Raw genomic sequence first — 23,919 nt, 5'->3', positions numbered from 1 at the left:
CCAACCCCCCCGGAGTCCGTATGAAGACAGCTCTTGTTGCCGGGTGGAAGGCCCGGTTCTACAGCGTGTGCATACTGATGCTGGTCAGCGCGCTGCTGGCGGGCGGCATGGGCAGCGCACACGCGCAGTCCGGTGCACAGATCACGCCGTTGCCCACCGAACCGGTCACCAGCGAACCGTTGCCGTCCGCGCAACCGCCCGCCGCACCGGTGGCGGCCGCCGAGGCCGCACCGGTGGTCAACAAGGGGGATGTCGCCTGGATGCTGACCTCCACGCTGTTGGTGCTGTTGATGGTGGTGCCGGGTCTGGCGTTGTTCTACGGCGGCATGGTGCGCGCCAAGAACGTGCTGTCGGTGTTGATCCAGGTCGCCACGGTGTTCTCGCTGTTGACCATCCTGTGGGTGGTGTACGGCTACAGCCTGGCGTTTTCCGGCGAAGGCGCGTGGATCGGCAATCTGGACAAGGCGCTGCTCAAGGGGGTCAGCATCGACACCTTGTCGGCCACTTTCACCAAGGGCGTGAGCCTGCCGGAATATGTGTTCGTTGCCTTCCAGGCCACCTTTGCCGGCATCACCGGCGCGCTGATCGTTGGCGCCTTCGCCGAACGCGCCAAGTTCGCTGCGGTGCTGCTGTTCTCGGTGATCTGGTTCACCTTCGGCTATCTGCCGCTGGCGCACATGGTCTGGGCTACCGGCGGTTATCTGTTCGGGCTGGGCGCGCTGGATTTTGCCGGCGGCACGGTGGTGCACATCAATGCCGGCATCGCCGGCCTGGTGGGTGCCTACTTCGTCGGCAAGCGGGCAGGGCTGGGGCGTGAGGCGATCAAGCCGCACAACGTGACCCTGACCTTCGTCGGCGCCTCGCTGTTGTGGGTGGGCTGGTTCGGCTTCAATGCCGGCTCCAACCTGGAAGCCAATGCCGGCGCGGCGCTGGCTTTCCTCAATACGCTGCTGGCCACGGCGGCGGCCATCCTGGGCTGGTCGTTGACCGAAAAGATCATCAAGGGTAAGTCCTCCGCCCTGGGCGTGGCCTCGGGCATGGTGGCCGGCCTGGTCGGCATCACTCCGGCCTGCGGCACCGTCGGTCCGTTCGGTGCGATCTTCATTGGTTTGGCGGCCGGCGTGCTGTGCGTCTGGGGCGTCACCGGCCTGAAGCGCCTGCTCGGTGCCGACGACAGCCTGGACGTGTTCGGCGTGCATGGCCTGGGCGGCATCATCGGGGCGATCCTGACCGGCGTGTTCTCGGCGGCCTCGCTGGGCGGCCAGAAGGGTGGCGACTACGACATCGTGCACCAGGTCGGTATCCAGGCCCTGGGCGTGGGCATCACCGTGGTGTGGATCGGCGTGGTGTCGGTGGTGGGCTTCCTGGTCGCCAGGCTGGTGTTCGGCCTGCGCGTGACCGAAGACGCCGAGCGCGAGGGCCTGGACATCACCTCGCACGGCGAAGCGGCGTACGAGTCCTGAGCATGACCGCCCGTGGCGCCACCGCTGCGGGCAGCGCAACCCGCCGACCGGCGCGGCCTGCGCCGGGTCGGCGTCTCCCTCGCCGGCTGGCGCGGGTCAACTGCCGAGGTGACTGCATGACCAGCCCCACGTCTGTCTTGGTCGGCGCGCAGATGCGCACGCGCGGTACCGGCCGTCGCCGCCGGGCGTCATCGTTTTCCATGCCGGCCAGATCCAGTGCGCCCTGCGCGCGGCCGGCAAGGGTTTGCACTAAATTGGTGCAATGGTGATGACCACCTCCACTCCGTCGCTCGACAGCCTGGGCACTCCGGTGGCCTGGGCCGATCGCGAGGGCCGCGTACTGGGCGTCAACCCGGCGTTCGCGCGCTGGCTCGGGGTCAGTGCCCGGCGGCTGGTCGATCAACCGCTGGCCGCCCTGGAAGTGCAGGGCGATGCGCTGGCGCGCTTCCTGCTCAACGACGAGCGCGACGTACTGCGCCTGCACCGGCTGGCGTTGGGCCTGCCCAACGACGCGCCGCGCTTTGCCGAAGGCTGGCTGTCGCGGCTGGACGACGGCGGCTGGTTGCTGGAGACCCATCCGGTCGATGAATTCCCTGCGCTCGATCCCACCCACGCCTTGCCCAATGCCCTGAGCGCTGCGCTCAAGGGCCTGGCGCACGAGCTGCGCAATCCGCTGGCCGGCCTGAAGGGCGCCGCTCAGCTGCTGGCGCGCCGCTCGGGCGGGCGCGACGAGGACGAGCGCGAGCTGATCGAGTTGATCGGCACCGAGATCGAGCGCCTCAACACCTTGCTCGAACGTCTGCTGTCGCCCTCGCCCTTGCGCCCGCACCAGGGCCTCAACATCCACGTCGTACTGGAACGGGTGCTGCGCCTGGCCGAGGCCGAGGGCGGATGGTCGGTGCAGGTGCAGCGCGACTACGACCCCAGCATTCCCGACATCCTCGGCGATGTGGACCGCCTGACACAGGCGGTGTGGAACCTGGTGCGCAACGCCTTCCAGGCCGGCGCCACCCGGGTGACGCTGCGTACCCGCGTCGAACACGGCCAGCGCATCCGCGACCGCGTGCATGCGATGTCGCTGCGGCTGGAGATCATCGACGACGGCGGCGGCGTGCCCGAAGAGCTGGCCGAGCACCTGTTCCTGCCGCTGGTCAGCGGCCGTGCCGAAGGCAGCGGGCTGGGCCTGGCGCTGGCCCAGCAGGTCTCGCGCGAACACCACGGCACGCTGACCTACCGCTCGCGTCCGGGCCATACCGTTTTCACCCTGTTGCTGCCCGAGCTGGCCGGCGATCACGACAAGGAGCATCTGCATGGCTGAGGCCGCCGCCGCATCCCACCACATCTGGGTGGTCGACGACGACCGTTCGGTCCGCTTCGTGCTGTCCACGGCATTGCGCGATGCCGGCTACGCCGTCGATGGCTTCGACAGCGCTGCCGCTGCGCTGCAGGCGCTGGCGATGCGTCCTACCCCGGACCTGCTGTTCACCGATGTGCGCATGCCCGGCGAAGACGGCCTGACCCTGCTGGACAAGCTCAAGTCCAAGCACCCGCAGCTGCCGGTGATCGTGATGTCGGCGTATACCGATGTCGCCAGCACCGCCGGCGCCTTCCGCGGCGGCGCGCATGAATTCCTGTCCAAACCATTCGACCTGGACGATGCGGTGGCACTGGCGGCGCGGGCGCTGCCCGACGCCGACGCCGACGTGCAGCCGGGCATCGCCACGGTGGTGGTCGAAGGCTCGGCATCGCTGATCGGCGACACCCCGGCGATGCAGGCCCTGTTCCGCGCCATCGGCCGGTTGGCGCTGGCGCCGTTGTCGGTACTCATCAACGGCGAGACCGGCACCGGCAAGGAACTGGTGGCCCGCGCGCTGCACAACGAATCGCCACGCGCACGCAAGCCGTTCGTCGCGCTCAATACCGCCGCCATTCCCGCCGAGCTGCTGGAAAGCGAATTGTTCGGCCACGAAACCGGCGCCTTCACCGGTGCCACCAAGCGCCATATCGGCCGCTTCGAACAGGCCGACGGCGGCACCTTGTTCCTGGACGAAATCGGCGACATGCCGTTGCCGTTGCAGACCCGTCTGCTGCGTGTATTGGCAGAGAACGAATTCTTTCGCGTGGGCGGGCGCGAGTTGATCCGCGTGGACGTGCGCGTGATCGCCGCCACCCATCAGGATCTGGAAGCGCTGGTCGAACAGGGCCGCTTTCGTGCCGACCTGCTGCACCGCCTGGACGTGGTGCGCCTGCAACTGCCGCCGTTGCGCGAACGCCGCGGCGATATCGCGCAGCTGGCCGAGAACTTCCTGGCCATGGCCGGGCGCAAGCTCGACATGCTGCCCAAGCGGCTGTCGGCTTCCGCGCTGGAAGCACTGCGCCGCTACGACTGGCCCGGCAATGTGCGCGAACTGGAAAACGTCTGCTGGCGGTTGGCCGCGTTGGCCACTGCCGACATCATCGATGTGCTGGACGTGGATGCCGCACTCACGCGTGGCGGCCGCCGTGCGGCACGCGGCGAAGGCCAGTGGGACGAGTTGCTCTCCAGCTGGGCCGCACAGCGCCTGGGTGAAGGTGCGCAAGGCCTGCACGCCGAAGCCCGCGAACGCCTGGACAAGACCCTGCTCGAAGCCGCCCTGCAACTCACCCAGGGCCGCCGCGCCGAAGCCGCCGCCCGCCTGGGCCTTGGCCGCAACACGGTCACCCGCAAACTCGGGCCAGGGCGCAAACGCCGCTGATGTGCCCGTACGCGGAGTCGAGCCCCTCTCCCGCCTGCAGGAGAGGGGGTAGGTTGCTTTCGCGCATATCCCGGCCCGCGACACCTCCCCCGTAAACTCGTGGGCTGCCCGTGGGCGCATTTCATGACCCGTGAACACGCGCCCGCATAGGTTCCCAATCAGATCAGGAGAACAGCTCGATGCGTTATCGCTCGTCCACGCTCGTTGCCGCTACCGCGCTGGCGCTGGCTGCCTGCAGCAGCACGCCACCACCGCCGAAGGCACCGCCACCGCCGGCAGCGCGGGTAGTGCCCGCGCGCCCGGTGCAGCAGGCCGACGCCGCGCTGGCTTCGGCATCGGGCAGTCTGGTCAGCGGCCGGGTGGTGCTGGTGCCTGCGTTGCAGGGCATCCGCATCACCGGCACCGTCGGTGGGCTACGTGCCGGCGCGGTGGCCGGCTTTCATGTGCATGAGCGCGGTGATTGCAGCGCGGCCGATGCCAGCAGTGCCGGTGTGCATTTCAATCCCGCCGGGGCGCCGCACGGGCGGGCCGGCAACGGCGCGCATCACCTGGGCGACATGGACAACCTGCGTGCCGATGCCGAGGGCGTCGCGCATCTGGACATGATCGTGTCGGGCATCAGCCTGGGCGACGGCGCGCCCAACGACGTGGTCGGCAAGGCGCTCATCGTGCATGCCGATGCCGACGATGACCGCAGCCAGCCCAGCGGCAATGCCGGTGCACGGCTGGCGTGCGGCGTCATTCGCGTCACTCAGTGGCGTACCCCCCCTTCGCAGCCCTGAGTCGGGGCATCCATGGCCGCGTTTGCGGTCTCTACAGGAGCTTTCCATGCGCATTCTTCCCACTACGTTGTTTCTGGCCACTGCTCTGGCATTGACCGCCTGCAAGCGCGAAGCGCCGGCACCGGCCGATCCCGCGCCCGCGCCGCAGGCCGGTACGCCGGCCGAAGCGGCGCATGGTGGCGAGCATGCCGCCTCCATGGTCACCGAAGCGGCGGCCACCACCACGGCCACCGCCGAGCTCAAGCCGACCAAGGGCAATGAGGTCAAAGGCACGGTGACCTTCAAGACCGTGGACGGCGCGCTGCGCGTTACCGGTCAGCTCAGCGGGCTCAAGCCCAACAGCGAACACGGCTTCCATATCCACGAAAAAGGCGACTGCAGCGCGCCGGACGGCAGCAGTGCCGGCGGCCACTTCAACCCTGCCCAGTCCGATCACGGCAATGTCAGCGCCGACCCGCATCATGCCGGCGACATGCCCAACATCACCGCCGATGCGCAGGGCAACGCCAGCATCGACGCCCCGGTGTCGAACAACGTCAATCTCGGCAAGGCCGACCAGTTCGATATCGCAGGGCACGCCGTGATCGTGCATGCCGATCCGGATGACTACAAAACCCAGCCCACCGGCAATGCCGGCGGCCGTCTGGCCTGCGGCGTGATTACCACCGACAACGCACAGGCAGCCACCAGGTAAACGCATGGCTTGCGTTGCGTCGCGGTCCATACTGCGGCGCATTTCGGTCGCCATCACCGCGATCGTGGAATTCGCACCCGGTGCTGTATTGCGTCCACCACTGATAGGATGGGCAGGGGCAATTGAAAATAGAGCGCTAGTCGCTGCGGATCATGGACTTTCCCGCATAGAATGCCTGTGCAGCATCCTTACAGATCTCCTCATAAAACGCATCGGCGTCCTCGGTGGTGTAGCCGGCGCCGACGAAGGATCCGCGTGCGATCTCATGCAGCGAATGCCGGATGCTGCTGGCATCGTCGTATACGGCATTAAGACAGGCAACCACGGTCCCGACATCCTGTTGCGAAAGGCGCGGCTCGCCGCTCATCAAGCGTGCGTGGTTAATGCACGCAACGGCATTTGCACTGGTGAACGAGTCGCCCAAGCCGGAGCAGTCTTCAAAGCCGGTACCGTCCGCTCTGAGTTTGAAGTGCGCAATTGGCAGGCCTTCCATGTTCTTCTGTTTTGTCATCTCCATGAAATCCGCAAGCGCCTCGGGTTGATCCCGCAGGCGCCTGGACTGAATCTTCGTTTCCAGTTTCTGCAATAACGGCCCGGCGATGCTGGTGTTTCTTTTCAGGGCACTGATGGACGGATCTTCGAACATCAAGGTCGCATCGATCCTGTCGGTTTGCTTCTGAGACAGCAGCCCGTTGGCGATCAGGGTCTTCATGATGACCTTCTCAGGGTGACCCCAATGCTCGTCGGCAGCATAGACCTGCCGGAAGTTCAGGATTGCCTGGCCGGCGGCGTGCTGTGCTTGCCTGCTGAGCGTATCATTGCCGCCCAATGCGCGTTGAAGCGACTCCATGCATTGTTTGAGAGACCGCGCCTTGGCGCTCTGCGAAGCCTGTATGAAGTGCTGCACGCCGCGGTTGATGAAGGGTTGGGTGATGGAGCGCGAGGTATAACCGCTTGCTCCGGTTTGGGGGTTGGCGACGCCGGCCAGCGAGTATTTGTTTTTCCCGTCGTACAGCGGACTCTTGCTCAGGTCCGGATCTGCCGGGACGTTCGCAGGCGCATACTTGGCGATGCACTCCTGCTTGATCCGCTCGCCCTTGAGACAGGAGAGGTTGGTCAGCAGCGATTCCCGTGCAGTTTCGGTGTCGAACAGATGACCGACATGGACTTTGGTCGCCGCGCGGTAGTCGCTCATGGTGGCGAACTGGTTGGACCCGCAGGTCTTGATCGGTACGAAAGGACGACAATGGGATGCGCGCTCTTCTTCGGTAGCGCTGTGGTATCGCGCGTGATACTTCTCAGCTTTTGCACATGCCTTTTCCAGTCGATCATTGCCGGTAAACCCGGCTTTGCCATCGACCAACGTGGTCGTGGACAAGAAAAAGTTATCTGCAACATAACCGGCACCCGCTATTCCCAGCGCGTATTTGGCGGCCCGAGATGCCCAGTGTTTGCCGCGCCCGCCGTTTTCCTGGCGTGGGCCTTCTTGCGCTGCTTGCCCGGCTTTTCGTGCGGGCAAGCCCCCCAGCAAGCCGGTCGTTTGGTTGGTGCCCAGCGATGTGAGCGACGGCGCAGAGGGGGAGTGCGTTGGCGAGGGGTCGGAGGCAAGAAGTCGTTGAATGGTGGCCAATGGTTGCGCGGGCTTGGTGCGCATGGATGTGTCCTCTCAAGTGTAGGATGGAGACCAGCTGTTCCAATTGAGTCGAGACTCCGCGAAGCATGGCAGCGAAAGACCGTTACTTGCGTAACATGAGTGTCGCTATGTGTGGCTGCGTGGTTGATTTGCACTCACCCATCAGCAGAAAGCGGGTGCCGGTCAGCTTGCGATTTCGTCATGGTTTGGTTTGTTGTCCGCGTCGATGCGGACTGCTGCACCTGCTTCAATGTGCCGGCAGGCAATGTCGATGCTGCACGCAATATTCATAGCAGCAGCCGAATTTTGAGCGTGGCGGCCTGTGGTCTGTTTCCGTCCAATCGCGCAACGACTATGCCTGTTGCCTAAGGGTGCGTCCATTTCGACCGCGAAGACGTGATGTCATAAACGAGCAAGTGCGCTGAGGGGCATCTTGCGCATCCGGTCGAGCGATGCGCTGTGGTATGGCAGAGCCACGCATGTGTGATATCGACCACGGTATGCAGGTAGGGGGATCGAGGATCAGGATGGGGATTGCCCATCTGGAAATCGTTCGACACCCTAAGCTTCGCTGACAAATCACTGTGCGGCCGCCAGGCGGGCGCGGCCAGTGCTCGGAGTTGATAGGTACCGCGCATACACTCCGCTTCCTGCGCGCCGTGTGCACCCACCCTGATGATTGCTCGCTACGGTTTACCAGTCGCACTGAGGCCGGCACGCGTCGAAACGCCGCTCGATGCGATCCAATCACTGCGCAGATGATCGCCAAGGGTGTGCTACTGATGCAACCACTCAACCGTTCGGCCAGGGCTCAGACCTCGTCCCGGTGCGGTCTTAGATGGGCGCGTTGCAGGTCTGCAAATGCACTTCCCCGCAGGCACGGCGTCGGTGGCAATCGCCAGCCCGTCATCCCTGCATCCCTGGCCGGTCCCAGCCACGACGTCGGCCATGCCGGCGCTCCGCTGCATCGGTTGCCCCAGCAACCGTGCATGGGAGGCGCAGGCACGCCTTACATGGTCTACATACAGCCCCGTCGTCTCCACGGTCACCCATGCGGGAGCGTTCGAGTCGGCTGACGAGCTTATGCAGCTAGCGCCTGCCGCGGATCCTGTCCAGGCTCCACATGCACATACAGCACCGGCAGCCCGTGGGCGTCCAGCACCGCGGCCATCTGCCGCTGGCGCGAGAGGAATTGTTCGTAGACACCGCGCAGGCGCTCGCAGTGCGCGCGATCGTGTGCGTAGTAATCGCACCAGCCGGCCGGATCGAACAGTGCAATGCGCACTTCGCTCTCGACATAGCGCAGCAGCGGCTCCGGTGCCTGGTCCAGCCACTCCTCGCTGGTTGGGGCGAGCAGCGCCGCTTCCAGCAGCGGCCACAGCGGCGCCAGGCCCTGGTTGTCGTACTGCATCGAGATCATCGCTGCCAGATCGTGCGCAGTGAGGTAGCGGGCGTGTTCGATCCGCGCGCCAAAGCTCTCCTGCGCCAGCAGCGCGGTATCGGCCTGGGCCATGCCCTGGGCCAGCAGCACCTCTTCCATCGCATCGGCCACGGTGGCCACGCGCTGCGCATCGCCGGTGAGCAGGAACGGCAGCACGCGCAGCCCGCCGCCGGTGAGTTGCGCATCGGCCTGGAACGGCAACGGAATCTCGCCGTGCGCATCGGCGCCGAAGGCCAGCACGCGCGGGCCCTGGTCGCGGCCCGGCGCGCGGGCATGCAGCTCTTCCAAGCGGCGGTGCAGCGGCCAGCCCGGCCGCAGCACTTCGGCCGGGTCGAAATGCGCCATGGCCACGCTGAGTTCGAGTTCCCGGACCTCGGGGATCCATTGCGCCAGGTCGCGGCCGATGCGTTCGGCCAGCATGCCGGCCTGCTCGGGCGCCAATGCGCCGTGCTCGGGCGCGCTTCCACCGGTCAATTCCAGTGCCAATACACCCATGGCGGTCACGCCGTGTTCGGTCTTGCTCATGATTCGCGGTTGGCCCATCACGGGGTCGAAGCTACACTGCAACCATTATGCCTGCCGGCCCTGTGCAGGCCATGTCCCCGAGTCTTCCATGCCAGGTCAGCCGATGCCCGCAGCCCGTCCCGTCGCCATCCTGGGTGGCGTCCGTATCCCGTTCTGTCGCCAGAACACCGCCTATGCGGACGTGGGCAACCTGGGCATGTCGGTGCGCACGCTGGGCGCGCTGGTCGAGCGCTTTGGGCTGCACGGCCAGCAGCTGGGCGAAGTGGCGATGGGCGCGGTCATCAAGCATTCGTCGGACTGGAACCTGGCGCGCGAGGCCGCGTTGTCGTCCGGGCTGTCGCCGCTGACCCCGGGCCTGACCTTGCAGCGTGCCTGCGGCACCAGCCTGGATTCGGTCATCACCATCGCCAACAAGATCGCGTTGGGCCAGATCGATTCGGGCATTGGCGGCGGCTCGGACACCACCTCCGAAGTGCCGATCGTCTATGGCAAGAAGCTGCGCGCACGCCTGATGGCTGCCAATCGTGCCAAGGCCACTGGCGACAAGCTCAGGACGCTGCTGCGCGGTTTCAAGCTGGCCGAACTCAAGCCCGAGTTCCCCGGCGTGGCCGAGCCGCGCACCGGTAAGCGCATGGGCGACCACTGCGAGGACATGGCCAAGCAGTGGAACATCTCGCGCGATTCGCAGGACGAATGGGCGGTGGCCTCGCACCACAAGCTGGCCGCAGCCTATGAGCGCGGTTTCTTCGACGGCTTGATCGCGCCGTTTCGCGGCGTCTCGCGCGACAACATCCTGCGTGCGGACACCTCGTTGGAAAAACTCGCCACGTTGCGCCCGGCGTTCGACAAGACGTCCGGTCGCGGCACCCTGACCGCCGCCAATTCCACCCCGCTCACCGATGGGGCCGCTGCGGTGCTGCTGTCCAGTGAAGCCTGGGCGCTGGCGCATGGCCATACGCCGATGGCCTATCTGCGCGATGCGCAGGTGGCGGCGGTGGATTTCGTGCACGGCGAAGGCCTACTGATGGCACCGACCATCGCGGTGCCGCAGATGCTGGCGCGCCAGGGCCTGAGCCTGCAGGACTTCGACATCTACGAAATCCACGAAGCCTTCGCCGCGCAGGTGCTGTGCACGCTGCGCGCCTGGGAGAGCGAGGAGTACTGCCGCACGCGGCTGGGCCTGGACGCGCCGCTGGGCCGCATCGACCCGGACAAGATCAACCCGTTGGGTTCGTCGCTGGCCACCGGCCACCCGTTCGCCGCCACCGGCGCACGCGTGGTGGCCACCGCCGCCAAGCAACTGCAAGAACGCGGCGGCGGCCGCGCGCTGATTTCGATCTGCACCGCCGGTGGCATGGGCGTGGTGGCGATCGTCGAGCGCTGACGCTGCTGCACAGCGTGGGATTGGGGATTGGGCATTCGGGATTCGCAAAGGCGAAACCCGCTCTTGCGAATCCCCAATCCCCAAACCCGAATCCCGAATCCCGAATCTCCAACCTGCAAGGACGCATGGATGTCCAAGGATGCACAGCACGAGCCACCCACCCTCTACCTGACGCCAGTGCGGGGCGATGTGTGGCGCGAGGGCGATGTATTGGTGTGCACGCCGGGCGCCAACCTGCCGCCGCGCTGCGTCAAGTGCAATGCGCCGGCGGACATGCCACCGCGTCGCTACATCTTTCATTGGCACCACCCGGTGATCTATGCCGCGCTGCTGCTGGGCGTGCTGCCGTACCTGATCCTGGCGATCGTCTTGCGCAAGCGCAGCCCGCATGTGCTCACCTTGTGTCGCCTGCACGAGCGTCGTCGCGTGCGCTACGTCGCCGTGACGCTGGCCTCGGTGCTGGCCTTGCTGGTCTGCGGCCTGTCGCTGCACAGCGAGTTCCGCTGGGTGATCGGTAGCGCGGTGATGGCGGCGATGCTGCTGGTGGGCAGGCTGGGATCGCGGGTGTTGTCGCCGCGATTGGTCGATCATCACCAGGCCCGTTATCTCGGCGCCTGCGATGCGTTCCTGGATACGTTGCCACCGCCGCCGCCGGAGGCCTTGCGCGGCGATTGATCCGGCGCTGCGGCAGATTCCCGCGCCTGTGCAGGGCGGCGCAAGGCGTCGAATCCTTCCCTCCGCATGCGTGCGTGCATGCTTGAACCGGGCGCTATCGCAGCGCCAATACGAACGGATGCCTCTGCGTTTCAGTCACCGCCAGCCAGCTCCTGCGCACACCGCGCCGTCGCCGGGCGCGGCGCACGCCAATCAAGGCAGGCGTTCATCCGGCGCCAGCGGATCGGCTGCGGGCAGGGTCCCTACCGCGACTAGCGTCCCATGGTGCGATGGCTGCGGCATGCCCTCAATCACCGGCTCGCCGCGTGCCGCGCGTAGGGCATTGGCGTAGCAATGCTGCGCCGCCAGCAGCTCGCCAGCAGCGGCAAACCCATGTCCCAGTTCTTCCCAGGCCTCGCTACCGGCACCCTGGGCGAGTGCGCGATGCAGGAACTCTTCGGCCTGCGACCACTGCTGCTGGTGGCGCGCCAGGCGGGCCAGCGTCAACAGCAAGCCCGGGCTGTCGGGATACTGGGTCAGCCAACGCTGCGCGCTGGCACGGCGCGAATCATATTTTTCCAGCGGCAGCACTCCGTACAGGCGCACCAGTGCTTCGTCCCATTGCGTATCCAGCGCCTGTTCCAGGCTGTGCACGGCGGCATCGTCCCAGTGCAGCACGGCCGCACGCTGTGCATAGGCGGCCACGATGGCCGGCAGGGTCCGCAGCGTCTTCGGCAAGGCTTCCCAGCGTTCGGCCAGCGCATTGGCGTCGCCGGCCTGCAGCAGGGTCTGTTCGGCCAGCGTGGCCTCCAATGCGCTATACGCCTCCGGCGCCAGTACCGCCTGCTGGCGCAGGGCGCCCAGTTGACCATAGGCTTCGTCGGCGCGCCCGATCTGGGTCAGCGCGTGGGTGCGCAGCAGCAGGCCACGGGCCGGCAGCGGCTGCGCGGCGGCACTGTCCAGCGCATTGATCGCCTCGATTGGATGCTGACGTGCCAGATGGCGTTCGCCCTGCAACAGGGCGTGCGCAGTGGGATCGCGCTCGGCCAACTGTTGGGCCAGCGCATTGGCCGCCGCTTCGTCGCCGCGCGCATCGGCCACCCGCACCGCGCTGGCCAGCGCAATCCCGCTGACGTCCTCGTCCTCGCTGGCGTTGACCAGCAGGCGCTCGGCGCGCTGCCATTGGCCGTGATCGGCGGCGCGCAGGCCTTCGATCAGGCGCGCACGGCCCTGCTTGCGACGGTACGTGCCCCAGACGCGGAACGGCAGGCTGACCAAGGTCCACAGCAACCACAGCACCAGCAGCGCGATCACCAGGATCAGCACCGCCTGCGGCATGGCGGCGCGGTAATCGTTGCCGCCCACGCTGACCACCACGTTGCCCAGGTCGTAGCTGGTCTGGTGCGACAGCCATTGCGCACCGAGCACGCCCAGCGCCACGGCAACCAGCAGGATCAGAACGGTACGCATCGCTTTCATTGGTTGGATCTCCCTTCACGCATGGCCTGCAATTGCAGCAGGGTGGTGCCCAGTTCCGGCAGGCGCGGACGCAGTGGTGCTTGTTGCAGCGTGCGCAGGCGTGCGCGCAGCTGGCGGCGTTGCGCCGAATCCGGCCACCGCCGGGTCATCCAGGTATCGACGCGGCGCAACGCCTGCGCAACACCGTCGGCATCGCCGCGCTCGGCGGCGGCGCGTGCCAGGCTGATTTCGATCTGCACCGCATCCTCGGCGGCGTGGCGTTCGCTGCCGGTGAGCACCACCTGGCCGCGGCTGGGGGCGATCTCCACCAGCGGCGCCAGCGCCTTCTGCCACCACGGCCGCGGCGCGTCGCCAACAGCCGCAGAACGCTCCGGCAGGCGTTGCAGATCGGCGGCCAGCTGGTCCAGTGCATGCCCAACCTGGGCCTGCGGACCGATGCCGAGGCGATCGAGCGCATCGCGCTCCTGCACCAGCGCCTGGCGCAGATTGAGATAGCCCGGATCGTCAATGCCGTTGAGCGCCCCGTTGGCCAGGGCGTAGGCACGGCGTGCACCATCGGCGTCGCCGGCGATGCTCAGCCGCTGCTGGCCCAGCCGCAGCAGCAGTTCCACTTCATCCAGCCGCAGGGCCTGCGCACCATGGCGGTTGGGATCTGCCAACTTCTGCACCGTCTCTTCGAGCAGAGCGCTGCGCTGGCTCAAACCCAGCATTTCGTCGCGCAGGACGCGGTTGGTGGCGGCCGCATCCTGCAGGCGCTCGTTGGCCAGGCGTTGATCGCGTCGCAGCGTTTGCAGCAGTTGCTGCGTGCCGTCCCAACGCTGCTGCTGCGCCTGGGCGGCCTGCAGCTGCGCCGCCTGGTAGCCTTGCCATGCGCGCCAGCCGAGCAACAGCGCCGCGCCCACCGCAGCCACCACCAGCGCGAGTAGCAGCCAGGTCCAGGGGACACGTCGCGCAGGAGTGGACAGTGGGGTCATTCGGACATCCTCGAGCGGTCACGACCGGCGCGGGCACCGCCGTCATCGGCCACAGCATGGCGTGCCCCGGCAGACGCTCGCAAGCTGTGCCTGGGCCTGCAGTTCAGCAAGGTTGCGACGATGTCACGACGGCGGCAGCGGCAGCGGCCAGTTGCATCGGCAGTGGACCGGCAGCGCGCGTTGTGTGCTGGAAGCCTGCAGTCCGTGCCGCTGCCAGCATGCGCTCGCTGGAGGCCACCACCGGCCGCTGACGCCATGCCGCGACCACTGTGCTCGGCAACTGATGCAGGACCAATGCCAGTGCCTCGGCACTGCTCAGGGCCAGGACGCTGCGCGGCAGTGCCTCCATCAACGCTGGTGCCGCCGAGCGGCGCAGCGGCACGGCGATGCGGCGATAGACATCGGCGCGCAGGAGGCGGGCGCCGCGTTGTTCCAGTGCCGGTGCGAGCATGCCGCGCCCGCCTGGCGCGGTGACCAGCCCCACCGCCTGCAGCGGCGGCTGGAACAGTGGCAATGCCAGCAGGCCTTCGCTGTCCATGCGTTGCGGGCGCACCACGCGATCGACTCCGCAGGCATGCAATGCGCGCGCGGTGCCTTCGCCGACGCTGACCCAGTGCGCTTGTGGCGGCCGCCGCAGCGGCACCAGCCGATGCGCGGCGCGTACCGCCGCCGGGCTGGTGAACAGCGCGATCGGCGCCTGGAGTGCCAGCTGCAACGCGGCGCGGGCCTGGTCGCTGTCGTCGGTCTGCAGCCGCCACGGCGATAGCGCAAGTAGGCGCCCATCGTGCCGTGCGGCGGCTCGTCGCAGCGCTGCATGCTCGCCGCTGGGTCGCAGCGAGATCAGGGTCCAAGCGTCGGTGGTAAGGGGCCGGGTCATACCGCGATTATGCGAGAGCGGCACCGTTGCAGGCGCATCGGCCATGCCTGTGCCGGTTCAGCACTGAATGCTGATGAATGCCGATCCCGCGCGCCGCCGCCATCCCGTCCTCGTTCACCATGCGGTACCGCATGTCGAGCGCCAGCACAACACGCTTGGCGGACATTGCGGCATGATGCCGCCCTTCGCCGCTTTCCCAGCTCTTGTCGATGACCTCTTCGTGCACGCTTGCCTCCGCCCTGCAGTCGCTGCAGCAGCAGTTCATCGCCATGCCGCCGGTGCTGTCGATGGGCATCGCCGTCGATGGATTGCACGATGGCGCGCTGCGCCTGCGTGCGCCGTTGCAGGCCAACGTCAACGACAAGGCCAATGCGTTCGGGGGCAGCCTGGCCTCGCTGATGACGCTGTCCGGCTGGGGCTGGCTGACCCTGCAACTGCAACTGGCCGGGCACGCCGCCGACGTCTATGTGGCCGATAGCCAGCTGCGTTACGTGGCGCCGGTCTACGAAGAGCTGGTGGCCGACGCGGCGCCCTCCGAACCGGGTGGCTGGGAGACGTTCCTGGCCACCTTCCGCCAGCGCGGCAAGGCGCGGATCGGCATGCGTGCGCAGATCGCGCTGGGGTCGGGCACCGCTGCGGCGACCCTGAGCGGACGTTTCGTGGCGTTCCCGAAGCGGTAGGATGCGGATTGGGCGGATGCGTGCAGTCATTGGAGCGATGGTCCTGCTGGGCCTGGTGATGCTGAGCGGGCTGGCCACTGCCGGCAGCCGGGCGCAGGCGCGCGCACTGGAAACCACGCGGGCGGCCTATACGGCGGCGGTGCGCTGGAGCGATTTCGATGCAGCCCAGGGCTTTGTCGAACCGTCCTATGCGCAGGCGCATCCGCTCAGCGACCTGGAACGCTCGCGCTATGAGCAGATCCAGATCTCCGGTTATCGCGAGCTGCGCGCCGGCGAAGACCCCGGTGGCGACCTGCGCCGTGAAGTGGAATTGCGCGTCATCAACCGCAATACCCAGTCCGAGCGGCTGGTGCGCAGCATCGAGATCTGGCGCTGGGATGCCGAACGCAAACGCTGGTGGCTGGCCAACGGCCTGCCTGATCTGTGGAAGGGCCAGTAGCCGGCCGTGGCGCCCGCTGGCCGTCGCGCGCGCCAGCTGTGCGACAATTCCCGCCCGCTCGCCTGACCCTGATCCCGTGAATTTCGAAGAGCTGCAGGCCTTTGTCGGCCGCAACCCCATGCTGTCGCTGGCCCTGGTGGGTCTGACCATCGCCCTGATCGTGACCGAGGTCGCGCGCCTGTTTCGCGGCTATCGCGCACTCAAGCCGGCCGAGCTGACCCGGCTCATCAACAGCGAAAACGCCTTGGTGATCGATCTGTCGCCCGCGGTCGATTTCGAAAAAGGCCATATCGCCGGTAGCCGCAACGTGGCGCTGGCCAAGTTCGACCCAGCCGGCAAGCTGCTGGCCAACGCCAAGGCGTCGCCGGTGGTGGTCGTGTGCCGCAGCGGCAATGCCTCTGCAGGCGCTGCCAAGACGCTGAAAAAGGCCGGCTTCGAACAGGTGTACTGGCTCGATGGCGGCGTGGCTGCCTGGCAGATGGCCGAGTTGCCCTTGATCAAGGGCCGTTGATCGGCCTTGTGCGGCGTCCCCAAGCCCCCATTGCTTGCGTGAGATACTCGCGTTTTCACCTCTGCATCACTCAACGTTGCACCCACCGAACCGTTTTCTGGAGTTAGGAATGTCCGACGAAACCCTCAACGGCGCCGCTGCGCCGGCCGATACCGCTGCTGGCCCCGCCTTCACCATCGAAAAGATTTACGTCAAGGACGTTTCTTTCGAGTCGCCCAACGCCCCGGCCGTGTTCAACGATGCCAACCAGCCCGAGCTGCAGCTGAACCTCAATCAGAAGGTGCAGCGCCTCAACGACAACGCCTTTGAAGTCGTGCTGGCCGTGACCCTGACCTGCACCGCCGGCGGCAAGACCGCGTATGTGGCCGAAGTGCAGCAGGCCGGTGTGTTCGGCCTGGTCGGCCTGGAGCCGCAGGCGATCGACGTGCTGCTCGGCACCCAGTGCCCGAACATCCTGTTCCCGTACGTGCGCACCCTGGTCAGCGACCTGATCCAGGCCGGCGGCTTCCCGCCGTTCTACCTGCAGCCGATCAACTTCGAAGCCCTGTACGCAGAAACCCTGCGCCAGCGCTCGCAGGGCGAAGGCACCTCGCTGGCCGATTCCGAGCCGGCCGGCAACGCCTGAACCGCGGTTGCGCCGATGAGCGATTCGACCCACAAGATCGCCATTCTCGGCGCCGGTTCCTGGGGCACGGCCTTGGCCGCGCTCCTGGCAAGGCACGGTCACTCGACCGTGCTGTGGGGGCGTGATGCGGCGATGGTGGATGCCATCGACCGCCGCCACGAGAACGCGCGCTATCTGCCCGGCATCGCGTTGCCGGACACGCTGCGCGCCACCACCGATCTGCAGTCGGCCATTGCCGATGCGAGCTGGATCCTGGTGGTAGTGCCCTCGCATGCGTTTACCGAAACCATCCGGCTGATCGCTCCGTTGCGTCCGGCCAACGCTGGCGTGGCATGGGCGACTAAGGGCTTTGAACCGGGTTCCGGACGCTTCCTGCATGAAGTGGCGCGCGACCTGCTCGGCCCGGCCGTTCCACTGGCCGTGGTCACCGGGCCGTCTTTTGCCAAAGAGGTCACCCTGGGCTTGCCGACCGCCATCACCGTGCATGGCGACGATGCGGCGTTTGCGCAGGTCGTGGCCGATGCGATGCATGGCCCCACCTTCCGCGCCTATACCGGCGACGACATGGTGGGTGCCGAGCTGGGTGGCGCGATGAAGAACGTGCTGGCCGTGGCCACCGGCGTGGCCGATGGCATGCAGCTGGGCCTCAACGCGCGCGCCGGTCTGATTACCCGTGGCCTGAACGAAATGCTGCGCCTGGCCGCGGTGATCGGTGCGCGCCCGGAAACCCTGATGGGGCTGGCCGGGCTGGGCGATCTGGTGCTGACCTGCACCGGCGATCTGTCGCGCAACCGGCGACTGGGCCTGGCGTTGGGACGGGGACAGAGCCTGAACGATGCGATCCGCGAGATCGGCCAGGTGGTGGAGTCGGTGCAGACCGCCGATGAAGTCATGCGCCAGGCCGAACAGCACGGTATCGAACTGCCGATCTCCAACGCCGTGCGCGCCGTCCTGCATGGGGAAATCACCCCCGAGGCCGGGTTGAAGGGCCTGCTGGCGCGTGAGCGCAAGCCCGAGTATCCGCAGACCCTGTTCACCTGAGTCCAGCGCATTGTCCCCCGGTCCGGCGGATCGAGATCGGACCCAGGCAAGCGCCCGGCATTGCCGGTCGTCCGTCTGCCGGTCGTCCTTTGCATGGATGGCGGCAGCGCGTTATCGCAACCGATCGCCCAAAAGAAAGAAGCCCGGTCGGGGGACCGGGCTTCCGATGCAACGCGGGAGAGAGGTCGCGTTGCAGTCAAACGAGCGGCTTACCAGCTGAAGCGCGGGCCGACCGACCATTCTTTGTTGCCGTCGCCATCCATGCGGATGTCGCCGTTGATGCCCCAGTTCTGGTTCAACTTCACCTGGGCGCCGAGGCGGCCGTAGAAGTTGTCGCCGAGATCGACGCCACGCTTCCGGGAGAAGTCTTCGTAGCCAGCCAGGGCATAGACTTCGAAGTGTTCGCCGAACGCGTTACGCAGGCCGGCTTCCACGCTGTAGCCGTCGAAGTTGATGTTCGGGGTGTCCAGATCCAGGCGGCGGTATGCAACGCGTGCCAGGAAGTCGGTGCTGGTGGCGATCTCGTGGTTGAAGCCCACGCCAACGCCCCACTGCTGGAAGTCGGAGTTGGAGCTTTCGAACACGCTGTTGTTGGTGTCGGCGTTCTGCTTGCTGTAATCGCCGAACACGTGGAAGTTCGGAGCGACGGCGTACGAGGCCTTCACGCCCCAGCCATCCGCGTCGCGGCCTTCGGTCGGCGTGCGCACGTAGTCGCCTTCGACGAAGTTGTAGGAGATGTTTTCAGCAGCGGAGGCCGCAAACGGCAGGGCTGCGAGAAGGCCGAGGGCCAGCAGGGAATTCTTCATGATCGATACCTGTACTTATGGTTTGGGCCGGCGCTGAGGCGGATGCCGTTCGTTGCCGAGATGTAAATTCTCCGTTATGCGTTGGAACGCGACATGAATTCTGGACTGAGTAGTTGATGAATCATCGCGCCAGATTCAGCTGCGCTTTCTTGTGGTGGTTTGCAGATGTGCGTAACACCGGGGCAAAGCGTGACGGGCTGGTCATTCCTTGGCCACGTCCATGGAGCGAGTTGGAAAAGTTGCCGAAATAGGCGGTATTTGCACGGGTTAGGTTGACCAGCACATGGCACTGACATCGCCACTGGGAGCATGGCAGCTCTTCGAACAACGGCGGAGCGGCGTCTTGGGCAAGCAAAAAACAGTGGCGCAGTTCCTGGCCGAGACGCTGCACAGCGCCGGGGTGGAGCGCATCTGGGGAGTGACGGGCGATAGCCTCAATGGCCTGACCGATGCCCTACTCGAGATGCAGACCATCGAGTGGATGCATGTACGCCACGAGGAAGTGGCCGCCTTCGCCGCAGGCGCCGAAGCGGCGGTGACCGGCAGGCTGGCGGTGTGTGCGGGTAGTTGCGGGCCGGGCAACCTGCATCTGATCAATGGTCTGTTCGACTGCCACCGCAGCCGGCAGCCGGTGCTGGCGATCGCCGCGCAGATCCCCTCGTCGGAGATCGGCCTGAGCTATTTTCAGGAGACCCATCCGCAGGAGCTGTTCCGCGAATGCAGCCATTTCGTGGAATTGGTGACCACTCCGGCGCAGCTGCCGGAAGTGCTGCATCGGGCGATGCGCACGGCGATCCTGCAGCAAGGCGTGGCAGTGGTGGTGATTCCTGGCGATATTGCGCTGCTGGAAGTAGACAAGCACCTGTCCAGCGCATGGCCGGCCCTGCGTGCGCCGCGCGTGTTGCCGGCTGCTGAGGATGTGCAGCAGCTGGCCGAGCTGCTCCAGCAGAGCAAGTCGATCACCTTGTTATGCGGCAGCGGGTGCGCCGGTGCGCACGATGCGGTGGTGGCTCTGGCCGATACGCTGGGTGCGCCGATCGTGCATGCGCTGCGCGGCAAGGAATCCATGGAGTGGGAAAATCCCTTCGATGTGGGCATGACCGGCCTGATCGGCTTCAGCTCCGGTTACCACGCCATGCTCAACTGCGACACCTTGCTGATGCTGGGCACGGATTTCCCGTATCGGCAGTTCTATCCCAAGGACGCCACCATCGTGCAGGTGGATCGTGATCCGGGTGCGCTGGGGCGGCGCACGCCGCTGCAGCTGGGCATTGCCGCCGATGTGGGCGAGACCATCGCTGCGTTGCTGCCGCAGCTGCAGCGCCGCGAAGACCGCCGCTTTCTGGACAAGGCACTGGCGCATTACCGCAGCGCGCGCGCGGGGCTGGACGATCTGGCGGTGCCCGCCGATCCCGGCGAGCCGCTGCATCCGCAGTTCGTCACCCGCCTGGTCAGCCAGGTCGCCGACGAGGATGCGGTGTTCACCTGTGATGTCGGGACGCCGACGGTGTGGGCTGCACGCTATCTGCGCATGAATGGCAAGCGGCGCCTGCTGGGGTCGTTCAACCATGGTTCGATGGCCAATGCGATGCCGCAGGCGCTGGGCGCACAAGCGGCGTTTCCCGGGCGTCAGGTCATTTCGCTGTCCGGCGACGGTGGCTTTGCGATGCTGATGGGCGATTTCATCTCGCTGGCGCAGCTCGCCCTGCCGGTCAAGGTGGTGGTGTTCAACAATGCCTCGCTCGGTTTCGTGGCGATGGAGATGAAGGCCGCCGGCTACATGGATACCGGCACCGAGCTGCGCAACCCGGACTTTGCGGCGATGAGCAATGCGATGGGCATCCTGGGAATCCGCGTGGACGAATCGTCGCAATTGGAACGCGCCTTGCGGCAGGCGTTTGCGCATTCCGGGCCGGCGCTGGTGGATGTGCGTGTCGCCACCCAGGAGCTGGTGGTGCCGCCGGCGATCAAGCTTGAACAAGCCAAGGGCATGGGACTGTACATGCTCAAGGCGGTGATGAGCGGACGTGGCGAAGAAGTGATCGATTTGGTGAAGACCAATTTCCGCTGAGGTGGCCGCTGCCATCTGCCGCATCGCCCACCATTTCGGGATCGCGCATCATGCCCCGTTCGTTGCTCCGGCAATTGCTGTTGATCTGGGTGGTCATCGTGGCCACCTGCCTGGGTGTGGCCACGATGCTGTACGGCCTGTACCGGCAAACCGAAGGCGTACGGCTGGACGAGGCGCGCCAGCAACTGCGCGCGCAATGCACGCGCATCGTGCAGCGCTATGCCGGCGCAAGCGAGGCTGCACGCCGTGGAGACAATAGCGCCGGGCTGGCCGCGGTGGTGGTGCAACTGGTGCTGTCCGATGCGCCCGGCGTGGAGGGCGGGGTGTGGAGCCTGGACACGGGCTTTGTGGCCTATGCGTACCCCACCTATGACGGCAGCGACCGCAAGACCGATATCCCCGCGGCGGAGTGGGCCAGCATCGTGGCAACGGCGCGGCAGAGCGCGCAGGGCGGCCAGCCGGCGCAGTTTCGTCGCGATGGCAGCCGCGAGGTGTTGTTGATCGCCGCCTGCCCCATGGCCAGCGGCACGGCGGCCTGGACCATGGCGCGGGTGCCGGCCAGCAGCTCGGATGCATGGCGGCCGTTGGTGATCGGCATGTTGCTGATCCTGGCGATGGTGGCGGTGTCGGCGATCGCGCTCGGCGTGGTGGTGCGGCGCTGGAGCCAGCGCCTGCATCGCATCGGGCTGGCACTGGCCGCCGAATCCGAACTGCCACAGATTCCGGTGACAGGGGCACCCGAACTGGATCGGCTGGGCGCAGCAGTCAACGAGTATGCGCAGCGCAATGCCCAGGCCTTGGCGCAGAGCCGCATGCTAGCCGACGCGTTGTCGCGGCACGAACGGCTGGCCGCCCTCGGGCGCATGACCGCCACCGTTGCCCACGAGATCCGCAACCCGATTGCCACCATGCGCCTGGCGGTGGAAAACGAGATCGCCAGGCGCGATGTCTCCACCGAGGACGCCGCGCATGCCGAGCTGATGCTGGGGCAGATCCGGCGCCTGGATGGCGTGGTCGAAAGCCTGCTCGGCATGGTGCAGCCGATCCGCCTGCAGCTGGAGGCGGTGCTGGTGCAGGACTGGCTGACCGATGTGCTGGATCCGGACGCGCTGCCGCCCGATACGCCACGTCCCCACGTATTGATGCCGGATGCACCGCTGCAATGGCGCCTGGATCCGCAGCAGCTCGGACGGGCGCTGCACAATCTGGTGCGCAATGCGTTGCAGCATGCCGATCCGCAGACGCCGGTGACGGTGCAGGCGGCCGCGCGTGAAGGTGTCCTGCATCTGCAGGTGAGCAACCACGGCCCGCCCATTCCCGAGCCGATCGCCGACCAGCTATTCGAGCCCTTCGTCAGCGGCCGCAGCGACGGCAATGGCCTGGGCCTGGCGCTGGTGCGCGAGATCGCACGCGCACATGGTGGGCAGGTGCACTACCGCCACGCCGAGGGAACGACCTGTTTCAGCATGGAGTTGCCATGGCGCGCATCCTGATGATCGACGACGACGCAGCATTCCTGGCCACCTTGCAGGCAACGCTGCGCTCGCTCGGGCACGAGGTGGTTGCCGCCAGCGACGGTGCACAGGGGCTGGCGCAGCTGCGTGCCGGCGGTATCGACCTGGCATTCGTGGACTTTCGCATGCCCGGCATGGATGGCATCGAGGTACTGCGCGCGCACGCCGCCGATGCCGCAGCGCCGCCGGTGCCGCTGGTGATGCTGACCGCGCACGTGTCCAGCAGTAACACCATCGAGGCGATGACGCTGGGCGCGTTCGATCATCTGGTCAAGCCGGTGGGGCGCGCGGACATCGTCGCGGTAGTGGAGCGCGCGTTGTTGAACGGTACCAATGCCGCACCCGCAGTCGCGTTGGCGGTCTTGCCCGAGGAAGACGATGCACTGGTCGGGCATAGCCCGGCGATGCGGACGGTGCACAAGCGCATCGGCCTGGCGGCCGCCTCCGACCTGGCGGTGCTGATAACTGGTGAAACCGGCACCGGCAAGGAGTTGGCCGCGCGCGCGCTGCATCGTGCCAGTGCGCGTGCGGGCGCCGCCTTCGTTGCGGTCAACTGCGCGGCGATCCCGTTGGAGCTGATGGAAAGCGAGTTGTTCGGCCATCGCAAGGGCGCCTTTTCCGGTGCAACCAGCGACCGCCCAGGCCTGATTCGCGAAGCCGATGGTGGCACCTTGTTCCTGGACGAGATCGGCGACATGCCGCTGCCGATGCAGGCCAAGCTGCTGCGCTTCCTGCAGGAGGGCGAAGTGACCCCGTTGGGCGGGCGCGGCGCTCAGAAGGTGGATGTACGCGTGCTGGCGGCGACCCATCGCGATCTGGCGGCGTGGGTCGCTGCGGGGCAGTTCCGCAGCGACCTGCGCTACCGCTTGAACGTGGTGCCGATCGAATTGCCGCCATTGCGCGAGCGTGGGCAGGACATCGTGCTGCTGGCGCAGTACTTCCTGCGCAACGGACAGGGCAGTGCGCGCCGGCTGTCGGCTGCGGCGCAGGCGCGCCTGCTGGCGTATCCCTGGCCCGGCAACGTGCGTGAACTGCGCAACGTGGTGCAGCGCTGTCAGGTGCTGGTGCGCGGGCACAGCATCGAGGTGGACGATCTGGACGAGGCACTGGGCGAGGCCGAGCCGCCGCGCGCCGCACCGATTCCGCCGGAAACCAGCCTGCCCGACGCCGTGGCGCGGCTGGAAAAACAGATGATCCAGGAGGCATTGGCGCACAGCGGGGGGAATCGCGCGGAGGCGGCACGTCGGCTTGGCATCCACCGGCAGCTGTTGTATCGCAAGCTGGACGACTACGGGTTGCAGTAAACACGCGGGCACGCACCAGTACGGCCATGCGGTGGCGCACGAGGTGATGGCCCCGGTCGTGACGACCGCCACGCCGTGGCCGCTGCGGTGGATTCTGCAATCGCAGCGCGGCGCAGTGCCTGCCAGGCGGACAGGTCGAAAAAGTTGTCCGCAAAGCAGACGGCCAGTGGATGAAACACGGACGCCTGCCGGCCCGGGTGCGCAACGCAAGTCAGTAAAAACAAGGGGTTAAAGGTTGGCACGATTGCTGCTTTGTACTCCCTGCGAGCGGCGCTCCTGCCGCCCTG

22 protein-coding genes and 1 other RNA gene are annotated in these 23,919 nt (G+C 66.6%); 16 read left to right on the top strand and 7 right to left on the bottom strand.

Features of this window, described 5'->3' with window-relative positions:
* Positions 1-20 precede the first annotated feature (20 nt).
* The 5 genes from XcuCFBP2542_RS02080 (at position 21) to XcuCFBP2542_RS02060 (ending at position 5,674) form a co-directional block, all read left to right on the top strand.
* Positions 21-1,463 carry an ammonium transporter gene (locus XcuCFBP2542_RS02080; RefSeq protein WP_167526981.1) on the top strand — a complete coding sequence of 481 codons (1,443 nt, stop codon included), beginning with the start codon at positions 21-23 and terminating at the stop codon, positions 1,461-1,463.
* A gap of 262 nt (positions 1,464-1,725) precedes the next feature.
* Entirely contained in the window at positions 1,726-2,781 is a 1,056-nt protein-coding gene (locus XcuCFBP2542_RS02075) for a two-component system sensor histidine kinase NtrB (RefSeq protein ID WP_170066933.1), read from the top strand.
* Positions 2,774-4,198 (top strand): nitrogen regulation protein NR(I), encoded by a 1,425-nt coding sequence (ntrC, locus tag XcuCFBP2542_RS02070; RefSeq protein ID WP_104601955.1) that lies wholly within the window; start codon positions 2,774-2,776, stop codon positions 4,196-4,198. Before XcuCFBP2542_RS02075 ends, ntrC begins: the two co-directional genes overlap by 8 nt.
* Positions 4,199-4,377: 179 nt before the next feature.
* The gene (locus XcuCFBP2542_RS02065) at positions 4,378-4,980 is read left to right on the top strand and encodes a superoxide dismutase family protein (RefSeq protein WP_167526979.1); all 603 of its coding nucleotides are present in this window, start codon (positions 4,378-4,380) and stop codon (positions 4,978-4,980) included.
* Between the two features lie 46 nt (positions 4,981-5,026).
* Entirely contained in the window at positions 5,027-5,674 is a 648-nt protein-coding gene (locus tag XcuCFBP2542_RS02060) for a superoxide dismutase family protein (protein ID WP_104601954.1), read from the top strand.
* Between the two features lie 136 nt (positions 5,675-5,810).
* On the opposite strand, the gene xopAG is transcribed toward XcuCFBP2542_RS02060, so the two are convergent.
* The gene (gene xopAG, locus XcuCFBP2542_RS20210; RefSeq protein WP_274392018.1) at positions 5,811-7,328 is read right to left on the bottom strand and encodes a XopAG/AvrGf1 family type III secretion system effector; all 1,518 of its coding nucleotides are present in this window, start codon (positions 7,326-7,328) and stop codon (positions 5,811-5,813) included.
* A 604-nt stretch (positions 7,329-7,932) separates the two neighbouring features.
* Between xopAG and XcuCFBP2542_RS02050 the strand changes: the two genes are divergently transcribed.
* Positions 7,933-8,009: non-coding RNA, sX9 sRNA (locus XcuCFBP2542_RS02050), on the top strand.
* Positions 8,010-8,388: 379 nt separating this feature from the next.
* Here XcuCFBP2542_RS02050 and XcuCFBP2542_RS02045 read toward each other — a convergent pair.
* Complete coding sequence (locus XcuCFBP2542_RS02045) at positions 8,389-9,273, bottom strand: hypothetical protein (protein WP_167526978.1); 885 nt, start codon at positions 9,271-9,273, stop codon at positions 8,389-8,391.
* A gap of 88 nt (positions 9,274-9,361) precedes the next feature.
* Between XcuCFBP2542_RS02045 and XcuCFBP2542_RS02040 the strand changes: the two genes are divergently transcribed.
* Both XcuCFBP2542_RS02040 and XcuCFBP2542_RS02035 read left to right on the top strand, forming a co-directional pair.
* Positions 9,362-10,657, top strand: a complete 1,296-nt coding sequence (locus XcuCFBP2542_RS02040) for an acetyl-CoA C-acetyltransferase (RefSeq protein WP_104601952.1) — start codon at positions 9,362-9,364, stop codon at positions 10,655-10,657.
* A gap of 129 nt (positions 10,658-10,786) precedes the next feature.
* A complete protein-coding gene (locus XcuCFBP2542_RS02035; protein ID WP_170066932.1) occupies positions 10,787-11,332 on the top strand; it encodes a hypothetical protein in 546 nt (181 codons plus the stop codon).
* A 192-nt stretch (positions 11,333-11,524) separates the two neighbouring features.
* On the opposite strand, the gene XcuCFBP2542_RS02030 is transcribed toward XcuCFBP2542_RS02035, so the two are convergent.
* The 4 genes from XcuCFBP2542_RS02030 to XcuCFBP2542_RS19280 all read right to left on the bottom strand — a co-directional run bounded on the left by XcuCFBP2542_RS02030 (position 11,525) and on the right by XcuCFBP2542_RS19280 (position 14,867).
* Positions 11,525-12,790: a heme biosynthesis protein HemY gene (locus tag XcuCFBP2542_RS02030; RefSeq protein ID WP_104601951.1), complete on the bottom strand. Its 1,266-nt coding sequence runs from the start codon at positions 12,788-12,790 to the stop codon at positions 11,525-11,527.
* Positions 12,787-13,764 carry a uroporphyrinogen-III C-methyltransferase gene (locus XcuCFBP2542_RS02025; protein WP_104601950.1) on the bottom strand — a complete coding sequence of 326 codons (978 nt, stop codon included), beginning with the start codon at positions 13,762-13,764 and terminating at the stop codon, positions 12,787-12,789. Before XcuCFBP2542_RS02025 ends, XcuCFBP2542_RS02030 begins: the two co-directional genes overlap by 4 nt.
* A 103-nt stretch (positions 13,765-13,867) precedes the next feature.
* Positions 13,868-14,641 carry a uroporphyrinogen-III synthase gene (locus XcuCFBP2542_RS02020; RefSeq protein WP_104601949.1) on the bottom strand — a complete coding sequence of 258 codons (774 nt, stop codon included), beginning with the start codon at positions 14,639-14,641 and terminating at the stop codon, positions 13,868-13,870.
* 7 nt (positions 14,642-14,648) lie between these two features.
* Complete coding sequence (locus tag XcuCFBP2542_RS19280; protein WP_146090289.1) at positions 14,649-14,867, bottom strand: hypothetical protein; 219 nt, start codon at positions 14,865-14,867, stop codon at positions 14,649-14,651.
* Here XcuCFBP2542_RS19280 and XcuCFBP2542_RS02015 point away from each other — a divergent pair.
* The 5 genes from XcuCFBP2542_RS02015 (at position 14,851) to XcuCFBP2542_RS01995 (ending at position 17,937) form a co-directional block, all read left to right on the top strand.
* Complete coding sequence (locus tag XcuCFBP2542_RS02015) at positions 14,851-15,321, top strand: YiiD C-terminal domain-containing protein (protein WP_104601948.1); 471 nt, start codon at positions 14,851-14,853, stop codon at positions 15,319-15,321. The genes XcuCFBP2542_RS19280 and XcuCFBP2542_RS02015 overlap by 17 nt on opposite strands.
* 16 nt (positions 15,322-15,337) lie before the next feature.
* A complete protein-coding gene (locus XcuCFBP2542_RS02010; RefSeq protein WP_104602016.1) occupies positions 15,338-15,760 on the top strand; it encodes a hypothetical protein in 423 nt (140 codons plus the stop codon).
* A gap of 76 nt (positions 15,761-15,836) precedes the next feature.
* Positions 15,837-16,271 (top strand): rhodanese-like domain-containing protein, encoded by a 435-nt coding sequence (locus tag XcuCFBP2542_RS02005; protein ID WP_104601947.1) that lies wholly within the window; start codon positions 15,837-15,839, stop codon positions 16,269-16,271.
* Positions 16,272-16,380: 109 nt separating this feature from the next.
* Positions 16,381-16,896 carry a protein-export chaperone SecB gene (gene secB / locus XcuCFBP2542_RS02000; RefSeq protein WP_104601946.1) on the top strand — a complete coding sequence of 172 codons (516 nt, stop codon included), beginning with the start codon at positions 16,381-16,383 and terminating at the stop codon, positions 16,894-16,896.
* A gap of 15 nt (positions 16,897-16,911) precedes the next feature.
* Entirely contained in the window at positions 16,912-17,937 is a 1,026-nt protein-coding gene (locus XcuCFBP2542_RS01995) for an NAD(P)H-dependent glycerol-3-phosphate dehydrogenase (RefSeq protein WP_104601945.1), read from the top strand.
* A gap of 209 nt (positions 17,938-18,146) precedes the next feature.
* Here XcuCFBP2542_RS01995 and XcuCFBP2542_RS01990 read toward each other — a convergent pair whose 3' ends face one another.
* Positions 18,147-18,743 carry an OmpO family porin gene (locus XcuCFBP2542_RS01990; protein ID WP_104601944.1) on the bottom strand — a complete coding sequence of 199 codons (597 nt, stop codon included), beginning with the start codon at positions 18,741-18,743 and terminating at the stop codon, positions 18,147-18,149.
* Between the two features lie 361 nt (positions 18,744-19,104).
* On the opposite strand from XcuCFBP2542_RS01990, the gene poxB reads away from it, so the two are divergent.
* From poxB to XcuCFBP2542_RS01970, 3 genes are read left to right on the top strand one after another with little or no spacing between them, the layout of a single operon-like run.
* Complete coding sequence (poxB, locus tag XcuCFBP2542_RS01980) at positions 19,105-20,814, top strand: ubiquinone-dependent pyruvate dehydrogenase (RefSeq protein ID WP_223214475.1); 1,710 nt, start codon at positions 19,105-19,107, stop codon at positions 20,812-20,814.
* Positions 20,815-20,864: 50 nt separating this feature from the next.
* A complete protein-coding gene (locus XcuCFBP2542_RS01975) occupies positions 20,865-22,307 on the top strand; it encodes a sensor histidine kinase (RefSeq protein ID WP_104601941.1) in 1,443 nt (480 codons plus the stop codon).
* On the top strand, positions 22,292-23,632 hold the full coding sequence (locus XcuCFBP2542_RS01970) for a sigma-54-dependent transcriptional regulator (RefSeq protein WP_104601940.1): 1,341 nt from the start codon (positions 22,292-22,294) through the stop codon (positions 23,630-23,632). Before XcuCFBP2542_RS01975 ends, XcuCFBP2542_RS01970 begins: the two co-directional genes overlap by 16 nt.
* The last annotated feature ends 287 nt before the right edge of the window (positions 23,633-23,919 follow it).

Source organism: Xanthomonas cucurbitae, from assembly GCF_002939885.1.
GTDB classification, from domain to species: domain Bacteria; phylum Pseudomonadota; class Gammaproteobacteria; order Xanthomonadales; family Xanthomonadaceae; genus Xanthomonas; species Xanthomonas cucurbitae.
This window is presented reverse-complemented; position numbering and strand designations above follow the sequence as displayed.